The organism is Streptomyces sp. 8K308 (genome assembly GCF_004348315.1).
Lineage (GTDB): Bacteria > Actinomycetota > Actinomycetes > Streptomycetales > Streptomycetaceae > Streptomyces.
The window spans coordinates 1-15,161 of record NZ_SMKC01000050.1; the positions used below are offsets into that span (position 1 = coordinate 1).

A 15,161-nucleotide genomic window follows, 5' to 3' on the forward strand; every position below is an offset into this window, starting at 1 on the left:
GGCGGGGAGAGAACGGCCATACCAGCACCGTGGCACGACGACGACTGATAGATCTAATGCTTGTTTTCTCTGGAAGCATCGATATTGCCTATGATTTGCCTCGTGCTCGACCTGACCCGACTCCGCGTGCTGGTCGCCGTCGCCCGTGAGGGCTCCGTGACGGCGGCGGCCGAGGCGTTGCACTACGCCCAGCCGTCCGTCAGCCACCACCTGGCCAAGCTGGAGGCCGAGGTCGGCGTGGTGCTGGTACGGCGGGCCGGGCGGGGCGTGATCCTCACCGAGGCCGGCCGGCTGCTGGTGGCGCGGGCCGAGGAGATCCTCGGGCAGGTGGAGTCCGCGCGCGCCGAGCTCGCCGCGCACGCCGGGCTGCGCGCCGGGCGGGTGCGGCTCGCCGCGTTCCCCTCGGCGCTGGCCACGCTGGTGCCGGCCGCCGCCGCCCGGCTCGCCGCCGAGCATCCGGAAATCGAGTTGGCGCTGACCGAGGCCGAGCCGCCCGAGGCACTGACCGCGCTGCGCAACGCGGACGTGGACGCCGCGTTGATCTTCGAGCACGACGATCCGGTGCGCGGCGACCGGCGGAACACGACGGTGACGCCGCTGTTGGACGAGCCGCTCTACCTGGTCACGGCGCGTGGTCGGCGCTGGCCGGGGCCGCGCAGGGAGCTGGTCACGCACGCCGAGCAGAGTTGGATCGCCGGCTGCGAGCGGTGCCGCGAGCACCTGGTGTCGGTGTGCGAGCGGGCCGGGTTCACGCCGCGGATCACGTTCGAGACGGACGACCACGTGGCGGTGCAGGCGCTGGTGGCCGCCGGCCTGGGGGTGAGCGTGCTGCCCGGTCTGGCGCTCCAGGCCCATCGGAACGCGGGCGTGGTGACCGACCGGCTGCCCGGTGACCGGCGGCGGGTGTCGGTGGCGATCTACGGCGCACCGCCGGCGGCGCGTCCGGTGCGGGCGTTCCTCGACGTGCTGGAGGCGACGGTCCGCGCGGACGGCTGGTGAGAGGAGGGTGGGCCGCGCCCGCCGCCCTGTGGTGGCGATGGCGGCGGGCGCGGCCCGGTGGAGAGCCGGACCGTCAGCTCTCCGGTGTGAGGCGCCGGCGGCTGGCCCCGTAGGCCAGCGCGCCGATCGCGGTCAGGGTGGCGGCGGTGCCGAGGACGGCCGGCAGGTCGTCGCCTGCGCCCGTGGAGGCGAGGGCACCGCCGGTGGCGCCGCCGCGGGCGCCGGTCCCCGGGGTGAGCCCGTTGTTGTCGTCGCCGCCGGTGTCGTCGCCGTCGAGGTCGGCGCCCTCGGTGAGGGCGACGGTGACCGGGGCGAGCTCCTCGCCGGCCGAGTAGAAGCCGCCGAACGCCTGGGCGCCGTCGGCGGTGAGCGTGGCGGGCACCGCGTCCAGCGTGAAGACGTCGTCGACCGGGTTCAACGCGTCGGCGGGGATATCGAGTTCGGCGACGGTGACAGCGTCGTACTCGGTGACCTCGCCGCTGGTGCGGTCCTTCGATGACACGTCGGCGATCAACTCGCCCTCGGTGCCCTAGACTTCGATGGACAGCTCGCTGAACCGCAGGTCGAGCGCGCCCACGTGGCCGGTGAAGCGGACGCCGCCGGCGAAGTCGGCGTCCAGGGCGGCCGCCTCGGGGTCGATCTCGCCGCCGGCGGCCGGGAAGCGGTAGCCGTCGGAGAGTTCGACGTCGCCGCTCGCGATCGGGCCGGTCACGTAGCCGCGCAAGGACTCCTTGACGCCCCAGTCGAGCCGGCCCTCCTGGACGGTGCCTGAGGTGTCGGAGTCCTGGGGGCCAGGGCCCTGGGGGCCAGGGCCCTGGGGGCCAGGGTCATCGGGGTCCTGCGGATCCTCGGGCGAGGGGTTCTGCGGCTCCTCCGGTTCCTGGGGCGTGCCCGGCTCCTCACCGCCACCGCCGTGGCCGTGGCCGGCGTGGTCGGCTTCGTCGGGCTCGTCGTGCCGCACCTGCTGCGCATGGTCGCCGGCCCCGGGCACCGGTTCCTGGTGCCGGGCAGCGCCCTCGCCGGCGCGCTGGTGCTGCTCGCGGCCGACCTCGTGGCCCGCACCGTCGCCGAGCCGGCCGAGTTGCCGCTCGGCGTGAAGCGGGGAAAGTTATAGCCAACGCACGCCAAACGGTAGTTGGATGCCCTAGCCTTTTCTGCGGCCCGGCGCGCACTCAGGGGGAGAAGAGGACGCGCCGCTCTTCTTCGTATCTTCGCCGCATCAACGCAGTACCGTTGCACCCTTGCCGCAACGGCTTCACCGCTCTCGATGTTGTCGCATCACCTTGGGGGGTCCATGCGTCATCAAAGAACCGACGGCTCGGCGTCCGGGCTCGCCCGAAGACCAACGGCGGCGCCGCGGCGACTCGGCCGCGGTGAAACCTCCCGCTGGTACTCGCCCGTCGCCGTCGCCGCCGACGTGTCGGGCGTGTTCGTCCCCGTCCTCACCGTATACGGCCTGGCGTCCGAGCCCCGTCCGCTGGCCGCCGCCACCGTCGCCACGCTCTCCTGGGTCACCGTCCGCGTGGTCCACCACCGTTACCGTCCCCGCTCCCTCGGCGAGACCCGCGGTCTACTGCCCACCGTCCACGACTGGTTGATCTTCCTCGGCCTGCTGGCCGGCCTGCGCGCCGTCACCGGCGAACAGTCCGCCGTCACCTCGGCGTTAGCCGCCCTCCTCCCCTCGCTGCTGATCACCGCGGTGACGGGCGCGCTGACGCACCGCCACCTGCTCGAGCAGCGGCGCCGTGCCCAGGCCGTGCGCCGGGTGCTCGTGGTGGGCGAGCCGGGACCGGTCGACGAGGTCACCGCCCAGTTGGCCGCCCGCACCGACCACGCCTTCGTCGTCATCGGCACCGTGCTGGTCGGCGACGCCGGCGAACTCACGTCCGGCGTCCCGGAGATGGGCCGCCTCGCGGCCGCCGTCGACCGCTCCCTCGCCATACCGGACCTGATACCGGAGGGGCCGGACGGCTCCACGGTGCTGGCCGCGGCCCGCCGCCAGGACGCGGATCTGGTGCTGATCGCGCCCGGCTGTCTGCTCACCGGCGACCGGCTGCGCCGCGTCTGCTGGGCCGTCCAGGACGCCGGGCTGCAACTCGCCATCGCCTCGGGGCTCTCGGAGGTGGCGCTGCGCCGGCTCACGGTCTCCAACGCCGCCGGGCTCAACCTGCTGCACATCGCCCCGCCGCTGCGCACCGGCCCGCAGCCGGCGCTGAAGTCGGTGCTCGACCGGGTGGCGGCCGGCGCCGCGCTCGTGGTGCTGTCGCCGCTGCTGCTCACGCTGGCGCTCGCCGTCAGCCTGGACTCGCGCGGGCCCGCGCTCTACCGGCAGACCAGGATCGGCTACCGCGGCACGCCGTTCACCCTGTGGAAGTTCCGCACGATGGTGGCGGACGCCGAGTCGCGGCGGCCCGAACTCGAGAGACTCAACGAACACCTGAGCGGCCCCCTGTTCAAGATCCGCCGCGATCCCCGGGTGACGAGGCTCGGCCGCCTGCTGCGCCGCACCTCGCTGGACGAACTCCCCCAGCTAGTCAACGTGTTACGCGGCCAGATGTCGCTGGTCGGGCCGCGGCCGCCGCTGCCGGAGGAGGTGGCCAGCTACGGCGCGGTCGAGTTGCGCCGGCTCGGCGTCAAGCCGGGGATCACCGGCCCCTGGCAGGTCAGCGGCCGCTCCGACCTGTCGTGGGACGAGGGTCTGGCGCTCGATCTCTTCTACACCGACAACTGGTCGGTGACCGGCGACCTTGACGTCCTGGCCCGCACCTTCCGCGCGGTCGTCGACGGCCGAGGCGCCTACTGATGCCCCGTGTCGTCCTCCTGGGACGGCGTGGCGTAGCGGCGGGGACGCTCGGCGGCCTCGCCCTCCGCCAGCCACCAGTCGTAGGTCTCCCGGACGCCGCGCGGCAGCGGCATCCGGGGCGTGAAGCCGAGCGCGGCGAGCCGGGAGACGTCGAGCAGCTTGCGGGGGGTGCCGTCCGGCTTGCTCGGGTCCCAGGCGATCCGGCCGGTGAAGCCGACGGCCTCGGCGATCACCGCGGCCAGTTCCGCGATCGTCAGGTCCTCGCCGACGCCGACGTTGACCGGCGAGTCGCCGTCGTAGTCGCGCAGCAGGGTGACGCAGGCGCGGCCGAGGTCGTCGCTGTGCAGGAACTCGCGCCGCGGCGTGCCGGTGCCCCAGAGCGTCACCTCGCCGCGCCCGTCCCGCCTCGCCTCGTGGAAGCGGCGGATCAGCGCGGGCAGCACGTGCGAGTTCTCCGGGTCGAAGGTGTCGCCGGGCCCGTAGAGGTTGGTGGGCAGGGCCACGACGTAGGAGCGCCCGAACTGCCGCCGGTAGGACCTGACCTGGGAGATGCCGGCGATCTTGGCCAGCGCGTAGGGCTCGTTGGTCGGCTCCAACGGGCCGGTCAGCAGGGCATCCTCGCGGATCGGCTGCGGCGCGTGCTTGGGGTAGATGCACGAGGAGCCGAGGAACAGCAGCCGGTTGACGTTGGCCGCGTGCGCGCCGGCTATCACGCTGAGCTGGATGCGCAGGTTGTCCTCGAGGAACGGCACCGGGTAACGGTCGTTGGCCAGGATCCCGCCGACCGTCGCGGCGGCGAGTACCACCGCGTCGGGCCGGGTGTCGCGCAGGTGGCGCAGGGTCGCGTCGGCGTCCCGCAGGTCGAGCTCCGCGCGGGTCCTGGTCAGCACCTCGTAGCCCTGGTCCGCGAGTTGGCGGGCGATCGCGCTTCCGGCCAGGCCGCGGTGGCCCGCGACGAAGATCCGCGCGTCGGGCGGCAGCAGTGTCGTCATGGCAACGGATTGTTGCATATCCACACAAATCCCTACGTTCTCCGTGAAGAGAAAGGCTGGGCCCGCGATGACTGGCGGTAACAGGACGGCATTGATCACCGGCGTCACCGGACAGGACGGCTCGTACCTCGCCGAACTGCTGCTGGCCAAGGGCTACACGGTGCACGGCCTGCTGCGGCGGTCCTCCTCGTTCAACACCGAGCGCATCGACCACGTCTACCAGGGGCCGCAGGAGCCGTCCCGGACGCTGGTGCTGCACCACGCCGACCTCTCGGACGGGGTGGCGCTGGTGAACCTGCTGCGCGAGCTGAGACCCGACGAGGTCTACAACCTGGGCGCCCAGTCGCACGTCCGGGTCTCGTTCGACGTCCCGATGTACACCGGGGACGTGACGGGACTCGGCACGCTCCGGCTGCTCGAGGCGATCCGCGCCAGCGGCATCGACACCCGCATATACCAGGCTTCCTCGTCCGAGATGTTCGGCGCGACGCCGCCGCCGCAGAACGAGGACACCCCGTTCCACCCGCGCAGCCCGTACGGCTGCGCCAAGGTGTACGGCTACTGGTCCACGGTCAACTATCGCGAGGCGTACGGGCTCTACGCGGTCAACGGGATCCTGTTCAACCACGAGTCGCCGCGTCGCGGCGAGACGTTCGTGACCCGCAAGATCACCCGGGCCGTGGCCAGGATCAGGGCCGGGCTCCAGGACCGGCTCTACATGGGCAACCTGGACGCGGTGCGCGACTGGGGCTACGCGCCGGAGTACGTCGAGGCGATGTGGCGGATGCTCCAGCAGGACGAGCCGGGCGACTACGTGGTGGCCACCGGGGTGGCGGCCACCGTGCGGGACTTCCTCCAGGCGGCCTTCTCGGCCGCCGGGCTCGACTGGGTGGAGTACGTGCGGTTCGACCCCAAGTACGAGCGGCCGAGCGAGGTGGACGCGCTGATCGGGGACGCGTCCAAGGCGCGCGAGGTGCTCGGCTGGGAGCCGGAGGTGCGCTGGCGCGAGCTGGCCGAGCTGATGGTCGCCGCCGACATCGAGGCGCTGGACGCCGAGTTGAACGGCCGACACGTCCGGATCGACCGCTGACGGTCCCGCTTGCGCGGGGCGGTCACCGCGGGTCCGCTGCGCCGGGCGGTCACCGCGCGCCCCGGATTCACCACCGTTCGCGCACAACCTGACGGGCCGTTGGTTGGTCCAAGTTGCGCCCGTCGTAAGGCGGCAGATCGATGTTCGGTAAGGCTGGTTGGGTAGTGGGTGAGGCAATGACAGCCAGAGGCCTGCGGAGCGGCGCCGGAGGCGCCAGCGGCGCCGAGATGGCCGCGGCCGGTACGCCGGACGCGGCGGAGCCGCGCCGGCGCGGCGCGGCCGGCCGGGCACCGCGCGAGGCGCGGGCCACGGCGCGCGACCGGCAGCGGGCCGCCGACGACAGCGAGAGGGCCGGGACACCGGACGCGAGGGCATCGCGGCAGCGCCAAGCGGCCGGACGCGCGGCGCGCCGGCGCGTTGCGCGCGGCGCGGTCGCCGTCCGGCGCGCGTTCCGCGGCGCCCTCGCCGCGCTGTCGGCCTCACGCGGCGCGAACGCGGTGGCGGCGCCCGGCGCGAGCGTTCCGGCCTCTCCGACAGCGCACCGGGGCCGGCCCTTCGGGCCGGAGGGCCCGGCGCGGCTCGGGAAGCCCGCCCGCAAAACGGCCGAGGCCGGCCGGGCCGCGCGCCGGCCAGGCGCACCGCTCCGCCGTGCCCTCGCGGCGGCGGCCGGCGGCCGGCCCACAGGGCCGGCCAGGCAGGCGGCCGGCCGTGGCCCGGCCGAGGGCGGACCGGCCCCGCGCCGGGCAGGCGCACCGCGTCTTGTCGGCGCCGGGATCGTGGTCGCGTTGGCGGGTGGGTTGTTGGCCGGGCCCGCCGCGCCAGGGGCGGTCGCGCTGACTGAGCCGCTCGGGATGACCGCCGACGAGCTGCCCACCTGGCAGACCAACGGCATCGTGTACGCGCTCGCCGAGGCCGGCGGCGTCGTCTTCGTCGGCGGCACCTTCTCCACCGTCCGGCCGCCCGGGGCCGAGGCCGGCACGCAGGAGCGACCAGCGGGCAACTTCGTCGCTTTGGACGCCGCCACCGGCGAGCCCGTCGACTGCGACCTGTCGTTCTCGGTGGGCTCGGGCACGGCCACCGTGCGGGCGCTGGCCGTCTCGCCCGACGGGCGCACCCTCTACGTCGGCGGCACCTTCGGCTCGGTCAACGGCGTCGGCGCCAGCAGCGTCGCCGCCTTCGACATACCCAGCTGCACCCGCAGGCCCTTCCCGCCGGCCGCCAACGGCATCGTGCGGGACATCGCCGCCACCGCTGACCGCGTCTACCTGGCCGGCGACTTCACCGAGATCAGCGGCACGGCCAGGAGCCGGTTCGCGGCCGTCACCACCGAGGGCGCCGTGGTGCCCGGCTGGGTGGCCAACGCCGACGAGGTCGGTAAGGCCGTCGAGGTCACGCCCGACGGGCGCAACGTGCTGCTCGGCGGCGACTTCTACACCATGAACGGCGCCAACTCCCACGCCCTGGCGGTGGTCAGCGCCAGCACCGGCGCCAATGTCCGCACCTACCCGCTCGGTTTCATCGACAGCGGCTCCACCGTGCAGGACATCGACGTCGACGCCACCGGCTTCTACACCGCCAACGAGGGCTCCGGCGGCGGGGTGTTCGACGGCCGCATCGCGCTCGACCTGGCCACCTTCGATGAGCGCTGGCGTGACACCTGCCTGGGCGCCACCCAGGGCGTGGCGGTGCACGGCTCGGTGGTCTACAGCGCCCACCACGCCCACGACTGCTCCAGCATGGGCGAGTTCCCCGACCAGGAGCGCTACCACCTGTTCGGGCAGGCCGTGGCCACCGGCGAGAAGCTGGGCTGGTTCCCCAACACCAACGACGGGCTCGGCGAGGCGCTCGGCCCGCGCACCCTGCTGTCCGTCACCGACCACCCCGACGACGACCGGGACTTCCTGTGGGTGGGCGGCGGCTTCACCACCGTCAACGGCAGCCCGCAGTGGGGCCTGACCCGCTTCGCCACCTCGCCCGACGTGGGCGCGCCCTCCGTGCCCGAGGCGCACGCCGCGAGCACCACGCCGGGCCGCATCGACCTGACCTGGCGCCCCAGCCTCGACCTGGACGACGCCCGGCTCACCTACCGGGTCTACCGGGACGGCGGCAGCCAGCCGATCCACACCGCGCAGGCGTCCTCGCTGCCCTGGCGGCGCCCCCAGCTCAGCTTCGCCGACACCGGCATGGCGCCCGGCGAGAGCCACAGCTACCGGATCACCGCGACCGACGGAGCGGGCAACACCAGCGCGCTCTCCGCGCCCGTGACGGCGACGGCGGCCGGCGGCACCCAGCCGTACGTGAGCGCCGTGCTGGCCGACAGCCCGCTGCTGTACTGGCGTTACGACGAGACCGCGAACAACTTCGCCTCCGACGCCTCGGGCAACGGCAACAACGGCGTGCACCGGGGCGGGCCGCAGCGGGGCGTGACCCCGGGCGCCGTGCCGGGCCCGGAGGCGGCCGCCATCGGCCACGACGGCGTGGATTCGTACACCTACAGCGACCGCTCCTTCTCGGGGTTGCAGCGCTTCACCGTGGAGACGTGGTTCCGGACCACGACCACCTCGGGCGGCAAGCTGATCGGCTTCGGCAACCGCACGCTGCAGCCGAGCACGGCGCGCGACAACAACCTCTACATGCTCAACGACGGCCGGCTCTCGTTCGGCATCATCAACAACGGCAACCGGGTCATCACCAGCTCGGGGCGGTACAACGACGGGCGTTGGCACCACGTCGCGGCGTCCGTCGGCGCGAACGGCATGCGGCTCTACGTGGACGGCCAGCAGGTGGCGAGCAACTTCTTCTACACGACCGCGCGCAACGTGACCGGCTACTGGCGGGCCGGCGGCGACTCCCTGGTCAACTGGTCGAACCGGCCGACCAGCGACCTCTTCGCCGGCCAGCTCGACGAGACCGCCGTCTACCCCACCCAACTGTCGGCGGCCCGGGTCTCGGCCCACCACCAGGCGGCCTCGCTGCCGACCGACACGGTGACGCAGGTGACGCCGACGGCCGACACCTATGTCAACGGCGCGGCGACGACCACCAACTACGGCACCCACCAGCAGCTGGCGGTGCGCGGCAGCAGCGCCTACGAGAGCTACCTGAACTTCCGGCTGCCGGCCGCCCCGGCCGGGCAGGTGCTCGAGAGCGCGGCGCTGCGGGTGCGGGTGTCCGACGACTCGGTGGCCGGCTCGGTGGACGACTTCCAGGTGGTGCCGATCGACGGTGCCTGGGACGAGGCCGGCACCACGTACGCCACTCGGCCAGCGCTCTCGAGCACGGTACTCGGCACGCTGAGCGCCCCCGACGCGCCGGGCGGCGTCTACTCGGTGCCGCTCGACCTGGCGACCGTCCGGGCCGCGCTCGGCGGCGACTTCGACGTGGCGCTGCGCGGTGACGGCACGGACAGCCTGTGGCTGTGGGCCAGGGAGACCGGCCAGACCGGCTACCGGCCGCAGCTGGTGCTGGCCTTTGGGGCGCCCTGATGCGGGGGCGCCTGCGGCTCGGGCTGAGCGGAGTCGTGTTGGCCGCCGCCGTCGTCGTCTCGCTGGCCGCCTGCGGCGGCGGCAGCGACGACGGCGGCACGGCCGGGACCGAACAGCCGGCCGTGGAGGCGACGGCCTCGTCGGAGTCGCCGGCGAGCCAGGATCCGGAGACCTCGCCGGAGGCTGACGGGATCCCGGACGAGACCGTGCCCGAGGAGGAACTCACTCCCGCCGAGGGCGAGTTCAGCGAGGAGCAGCGGGAGTACCTGGCGGACCGGGTGCCCCGGGGCGTCGACCCGGCCGCCATCCTGGAGGTGGGCGACGAGGCGTGCTACCGCATCGGCTACCTGGAGCGCCACGACCGGGCGGGCGCGCTGCGGGCGCTGCGCGACGGCGAGATCCCGAACGCGGAAGCCGCCGTCGAGCACCTGTGCCCGGAGTACGCCGAGTTGCTTGCCGAGGCGACGGACTGACAGTGCGACAGGGAGAAGAGTGACCCGACTACCGATCGTGGTGGCGATCCCCACCAAGAACGAGGCGGCCAACATCACCGGCGCGGTGCGTTCCGTCATCGACCACTTCGCGGCCGTGGTGGTCGTGGACTCGGACAGCACGGACGACACCCGCGCCCTGGCCAAGGCGGAGGGCGCGGAGGTCGTCCCCTACACCTGGGACGGCCGCTACCCGAAGAAGAAGCAGTGGTGCCTTGAGCACGTCCACCCGGAGACGGACTGGATGCTCTTCCTCGACGGGGACGAGACGCCGAGTGGCGAGCTGATCGCCGAGCTGCGGCGGATCTTCCACGACGGCCGCCAGGTCCGCCCGGCGGCCTTCGACATCCCGCTCGGGTACTGGTTCGCCGGGCGGCGGCTGCGGCACGGCTACACCATCGTCAAGCGGGCCCTGCTCGACCGCACCCGGGCCAGGTTCCCCGAGCCGGACGACCTGGCGGCGCCCGGCATGGGCGAGCAGGAGGGGCACTACCAGCCGCTGGCGAATCCGGTGCACCGGCTGCGGGCCACCATCGAGCACCGGGACCTCGACCCGGTGCGGACCTGGTTCGACCGGCACAACCGCTACTCGGACTGGGAGGCGTGGCTCGAGCGCCACCCCGACGTGCGCGAGCAGATCCGCACGGCGAAGACCCGGCAGGGGCAGGTCTTCCACCGGGCGCCGTTCAAGCCGCTGCTGTCGTTCGGCTACTCCTACGTGTACCGGCGGGGTTTCCTCGACGGCCGGGCCGGGTTCGACTACGCGCTGGCGATGAGCTTCTACCGCTGGCAGATCGGCGTGAAGGCGCGGGAGGCGGCGGCCGCCGAGCGGCCGGCCGACTGACGGACGACCGGCGGGGGAAGCTTGATCGGCTCCCCCGCTGATGCGCCGCCCGGGCGGCAAACTTAAGTTTGCTTCCGTGAGTAGCAGCGGACCCAGTCAGCGGACCATCGACGCGCCGGCCGCGCGGAGCCGGGAGGGGCGGCGGGCCACGCTGGTCGCGGCGGGCCTCTGCCTGGTCTCGTTCGTCGCCTTCTTCGTGGCGCAGCGGGTGGCCCAGGTCACCTGGTTGGACCTGGACGTGTACCGGGCAGAGGGCTGGGCGATCCGCACCGGCGACAGCCTCTACGACCTGCGGGTGACCGAGCACGGGCTGCCCGCCACCTATCCCCCGTTCGCGGCACTGCTCTTCGTGCCGCTGACCTGGGTCGGCGTGGGGACCATGCGGGTCGCGGCGACCGTCGGCAACCTGCTGCTATTGCTCGCCCTGGTGTACCTGTCGCTGCGGCTGATCGGGCGACGGCCCTGGGGGCTGCCGGTCCCGGCGGCGGCCTGCGCGGCGGCGGCCGTGGCCGTCTGGTGCGAGCCGGTGTGGACGACCCTGCGGTACGGCCAGATCAACGTGCTGCTCGCCGTCCTCGTGCTGTGGGACCAGACCCGCAGGGCCGACCACCGCTGGGCCGGCGTCGGCATCGGTGTGGCCGCCGGCATCAAGCTCACCCCGGCGCTGTTCGCGGTACTGCTCGCGGTGGCCGGCGGCGTGCTGGCGGTCCGCCGGCTGCGGCGCGGCGCCCCGGCGTGGAACGGGCTGCTGCGGCGGGCCGCGGTGGCCTGCGGCGCGTTCTGCGGCACGGTGCTGGTCGGGGCGCTGGCCGCCCCCGGCGACTCCCGGCGGTTCTGGACGGAGGTCGTCTTCGACAAGAGCCGGGCCGGCCGGGTCGAGGGCACCGCCAACCAGTCGCTGCGCGGGGTGGCGGCGCGGGCCCTGCACACCGTCGACCCGGGCGGGGCGTGGCTGTGGCCGGCCCTGCTCATCGGCCTCGTCGGACTGGTCACGGCGGTGGCGGCGCTGCTGGCCGAGGCCCGGCTGCCGCACGGCAGGGCCTGGGCGGCGGTGGTGTGCGGGGTGACGGCGCTGCTGGTGAGCCCGATCTCCTGGTCCCACCATTGGGTCTGGGCGGTGCCCATGGTGCTGCTGCTGGCCGCCGAGGCGGCGCGCCGCCGGGACCGGCGATGGGTGGCCGGGGCGGTCGCCACGGGGGTGCTGTTCTACACCTTCGCGCTGTGGTGGGTGCCGCACTTCAGGAGCGACCATCCGGAGCTGCGGCAGTCCCTCGGCCAGATGCTGCTCTCCGGGATCTATCCGGGGATCGGCCTGGCGTTCCTGACGCTGGCGGCCGTGGTCGTCGGCCGGGCCTGGCTGCGCTGCCCCCTGGGCCCGCTCATACCCGCGGAGGACCGGCCGGTCAGCGCACTCGCCCGTACACCGTGAGGAGTTCGTCGAGCACCGCGTCGATGGTGAAGCTGTCGTCGACGAGCCGCCAGGCGGCGAGCGAGGCCCGCTCGTTGGCCTCGGGCGCCAGCAGGTCGAGGATGGCCTCGCCGAGCCGCGGCCCGTTGTCCTCGTCGGGACGGGAGGCCACCACCCGCCCGGCGCCGGCGTGTGCCACGTCGGGCGCGAGCCCGGTGGTCTCGGTGACCACCACGGGCGTGCCCACCGACATGGCCTCGAGCGCCGAGACGGAGAAGGCGTCCTGGATGGAGGGCAGCACGAACACGTCGGCGCGCCGCAGCCACGCCATCACCTCGGCCCGGTCCAGCGCCCCCACCCGGTCGAGCGAGCCGCGCACGCCGAGCGCTTCGGCGCGGGCCAGCGTGTCGGCCAGCGCGCCGGTGTCGGGCCCGGCCAGCACGAAGCGCGCGTCGGGGTGGCGGGCCAGCACCGTGGGCATGGCGGCCACGAAGTCCGCCGGGCGCTTGCCGGCCTGCACCCGGGCCAGGTAGAGCACGGTCGGCGGTCCTGAGGTCGCGCGCCGCCGCTTCTGCGCCGGCACCCCGTTGACCAGCCGGTACTGCGGCGCGATGGGCTTGGGCGCGACCACGGCCGCGGTCTCCCGCCGCTCCCGCTCGGTCAGGTGGAGCACGGCGTCGGCCCGGCGCAGCACCCGGCGCACGCCGAGCGCGTCCACCAGCCTGGCGACCCGCTTCTCGGTCGGGTCCACCATGCCGTGGGTCTGCAGCACCAGCGGGGTGCCGGCCTGGAGGGCGAGCAGCGCGATCGGCAGCGTGATCAGGTCGCGCATCAGGTGCACGTGCACCACGTCGGCCGACCGAACGTATGACCAGGCGCGGGCCAGCAGCGCGGGCGAGGTGATCCCGCTGACCTCGAACCTGGGCAGCACGTGCCGGGCCTGGAAGAGCCGGACGCTGGCGCCCTCCACCTCGCGCGGCAGTTCCCGGCCAGCCCCGAAGCCGTCCCCGAGGGCGGCGAGCACCGCCCGGTGCCCGCGCTCCCGCAGCCCACGGCACTGGCTCAGCGCGACCCTGGTGGGGCCGCCGAACTCGTGCGTGGGCGTGTGCAGGGTCACCACATGCAGCACCCTCATGCCACGAACTCCCTCCCCCCACCACATCATTGGCCGATCGGTGGAGGTCCAAGGCTACTGCTCGTCGCCGGCGCCCGGTGGTCGGCCCGGGTGGTGGCGGCCGAGTGGCAGCACCATCGGGGTGTCGCTGACCGGGTCGACGGTGACGCGGCAGCGCAGCGCGAACACGTCGGTGACCGTCTCCTCGGTGATGACCTCGGCCGGGGTGCCCTCCGCGACGATCCGGCCGGCCTTCATGGCGACGACGTGGTCGGCGTACCGGCAGGCCTGGTTGAGGTCGTGGAGCACCATGACGACGGTCCGCTTCCGGTCCCGGTTGAGGTCGGTGACGAGGTCGAGGACGTCGATCTGGTGGGTGAGGTCCAGGTAGGTGGTGGGCTCGTCGAGCAGCAGCACCGGGGTGTCCTGGGCGACGGCCATGGCGAGCCAGGCGCGTTGCCGCTGGCCGCCGGAGAGCGCGCGGCCCGCCTCGCCGGCCTCGGTCTCGGTGCCGAGCGCGTCGGCGCCGGCGGCGGCCAGGGCCGCGGCCTGGGCGGCGCCCGGCACGTTGTCGGCGACGGTGCCGGAGAACAGGTGGGCGTCGTGCGGCGCGGCCAGCAGCTCGGCGCGGAGCTCGGCCGGGTCGAGCTCGGTCAGCGGGGTGCCGTCGAGCCGGGCCGTGCCGCCGGCCGGGTCGGCTTCGCGGCCAAGGCAGCGCAGCAGGGCGTCGGCGTGGGCCGGTTCCGTGACGGCCAGGCCGAGCAGTTCGCCGGGGCGCGCGGTCAGGTGCAGTCCCTCGAGTCCTTCGTGGTCGAGGTCGCGCACCTCGACCTCGCCGCGCGCCGGCCGGGTGGGCGCGGCACCGCCCGGGGGCACGGCCCAGGGGGTGGCGAGCACGTCGGCGACGCGGGCGGCCGAGGCGCGGGCCTGGGCGAGCTCGGTGTTGACCCAGGCGAGGGTGTCGAGCGGGGTGAGCAGGAAGAGGGCAAGGCCGAGGGCGGAGACCAGCTCGCCGAGGCTGATGTCGCCGCTCGCCGCGAACCGGCCGCCGACCAGGGCGATCACGGCGACGAAGAGGCCGGTGACGGCAAGCGTGACGCCCTGCTGGCCGGCCTCCGCGCGGGCCGCGCGGAGGGTGGCGGCGAGCGAGTCCTGGCTGATCCGGCGGTAGCGGTCGACGGCGGCCCGCTCGGCGCCCAGGCCCTTGAGCACCCGCAGCCCGTCGACGAGGTCGGCGGCGACGCCTGAGGCCCGGGCGGCGGCCTCCTGTTCGGCGGTGGAGCGGCGTTCGAGCGGCTTGCTCAGCAGGTGGCCGAGCCAGAGCAGCACGGGGGTGCCGAGCAGCACGAGCAGCCCGAGCGGCAGCGAGGTCCGCAGCAGGGCGACGGCCCCCACCAGCAGGCCCGTCAGCGCGGCGAAGGCGAAGCCGAGCGCCTTCAGCACGATGCCGACGCGGCGGGCGTCCTCGGTGGCGACGCTGGCCAGGGCGCCTGGCAGCCGGCCGCGTTCGGCGCCGCCGGCCGGGTGCAGCACCCGGCGGACCAGGTCGAGGCGGAGTTCGTGGGCGGCGGTCTCGGCGGCTTGTTCGCCGAGGCGGGCGGCGAACCGGAAGCTGAAGGACAGCACGAGGTAGACGCCGCCGAGCGCGGTCAGGAGCAGGACCAGCGCGCCGGCGTCCTCGCCGGCGATGGCGCGGTCCACGGTGACGCCGATCAGCAGCGGGGTCAGGGCCTCGCCGGCCTGGTGGCCGGCGCCGAGCAGCGAGCTGACGACCAACCGCCGCCGCTGGCCGAGCACCGCGCGCCGTAGCACGTCCCGACCGGTCACCGCGCCCTCCCGTATTCCGTCACCGAGCCACCCACAGAAGATTTCGGTAAGGCCAACCTAAGCAGCGGGGGTGAAATATGGGGGGAACGTTCGGAGGTCCCAGTGCTA

General features: G+C 74.0%; 10 protein-coding genes and 2 pseudogenes. 8 read left to right on the forward strand and 4 right to left on the reverse strand.

Annotated features, from left to right (window positions below; genetic code table 11):
* Positions 1–102: 102 nt before the first annotated feature.
* Positions 103–999, forward strand: coding sequence for a LysR family transcriptional regulator (locus E1265_RS10435; RefSeq protein ID WP_132929981.1), 897 nt, complete (start codon positions 103–105; stop codon positions 997–999).
* 73 nt (positions 1,000–1,072) lie between these two features.
* On the opposite strand, the pseudogene E1265_RS10440 reads toward E1265_RS10435, so the two are convergent.
* Positions 1,073–1,990: pseudogene (locus tag E1265_RS10440) on the reverse strand (HtaA domain-containing protein).
* Between E1265_RS10440 and E1265_RS10450 the strand changes: the two are divergent.
* Positions 1,895–2,095, forward strand: a pseudogene (locus E1265_RS10450) (iron chelate uptake ABC transporter family permease subunit); the annotation flags it as partial. The pseudogenes E1265_RS10440 and E1265_RS10450 sit on opposite strands and share 96 nt — an antisense overlap.
* A gap of 198 nt (positions 2,096–2,293) precedes the next feature.
* On the forward strand, positions 2,294–3,802 hold the full coding sequence (locus E1265_RS10455) for an exopolysaccharide biosynthesis polyprenyl glycosylphosphotransferase (protein WP_243740674.1): 1,509 nt from the start codon (positions 2,294–2,296) through the stop codon (positions 3,800–3,802).
* Here the strand turns inward: E1265_RS10455 and E1265_RS10460 are convergent.
* Positions 3,796–4,794: a GDP-L-fucose synthase gene (locus tag E1265_RS10460; RefSeq protein WP_243740675.1), complete on the reverse strand. Its 999-nt coding sequence runs from the start codon at positions 4,792–4,794 to the stop codon at positions 3,796–3,798. The genes E1265_RS10455 and E1265_RS10460 overlap by 7 nt on opposite strands.
* 67 nt (positions 4,795–4,861) lie before the next feature.
* Between E1265_RS10460 and gmd the strand changes: the two genes are divergently transcribed.
* The 5 genes from gmd (at position 4,862) to E1265_RS10485 (ending at position 12,133) form a co-directional block, all read left to right on the forward strand.
* On the forward strand, positions 4,862–5,884 hold the full coding sequence (gene gmd / locus E1265_RS10465; protein WP_132929986.1) for a GDP-mannose 4,6-dehydratase: 1,023 nt from the start codon (positions 4,862–4,864) through the stop codon (positions 5,882–5,884).
* A gap of 176 nt (positions 5,885–6,060) precedes the next feature.
* Positions 6,061–9,369 carry a LamG-like jellyroll fold domain-containing protein gene (locus tag E1265_RS10470; protein ID WP_243740676.1) on the forward strand — a complete coding sequence of 1,103 codons (3,309 nt, stop codon included), beginning with the start codon at positions 6,061–6,063 and terminating at the stop codon, positions 9,367–9,369.
* Positions 9,369–9,842 carry a hypothetical protein gene (locus E1265_RS10475; RefSeq protein WP_132929987.1) on the forward strand — a complete coding sequence of 158 codons (474 nt, stop codon included), beginning with the start codon at positions 9,369–9,371 and terminating at the stop codon, positions 9,840–9,842. The genes E1265_RS10470 and E1265_RS10475 overlap by 1 nt, the downstream gene beginning before the upstream one ends.
* A 19-nt stretch (positions 9,843–9,861) precedes the next feature.
* Positions 9,862–10,704, forward strand: coding sequence for a glycosyltransferase family 2 protein (locus E1265_RS10480; protein ID WP_132929988.1), 843 nt, complete (start codon positions 9,862–9,864; stop codon positions 10,702–10,704).
* A gap of 106 nt (positions 10,705–10,810) precedes the next feature.
* Positions 10,811–12,133, forward strand: a complete 1,323-nt coding sequence (locus E1265_RS10485) for a glycosyltransferase 87 family protein (protein ID WP_243740678.1) — start codon at positions 10,811–10,813, stop codon at positions 12,131–12,133.
* Here E1265_RS10485 and E1265_RS10490 read toward each other — a convergent pair.
* A complete protein-coding gene (locus E1265_RS10490) occupies positions 12,108–13,247 on the reverse strand; it encodes a glycosyltransferase (protein ID WP_132929990.1) in 1,140 nt (379 codons plus the stop codon). The genes E1265_RS10485 and E1265_RS10490 overlap by 26 nt on opposite strands.
* Before the next feature lie 54 nt (positions 13,248–13,301).
* On the reverse strand, positions 13,302–15,053 hold the full coding sequence (locus E1265_RS40270; protein WP_279571420.1) for an ABC transporter ATP-binding protein: 1,752 nt from the start codon (positions 15,051–15,053) through the stop codon (positions 13,302–13,304).
* Between the last annotated feature and the right edge of the window lie 108 nt (positions 15,054–15,161).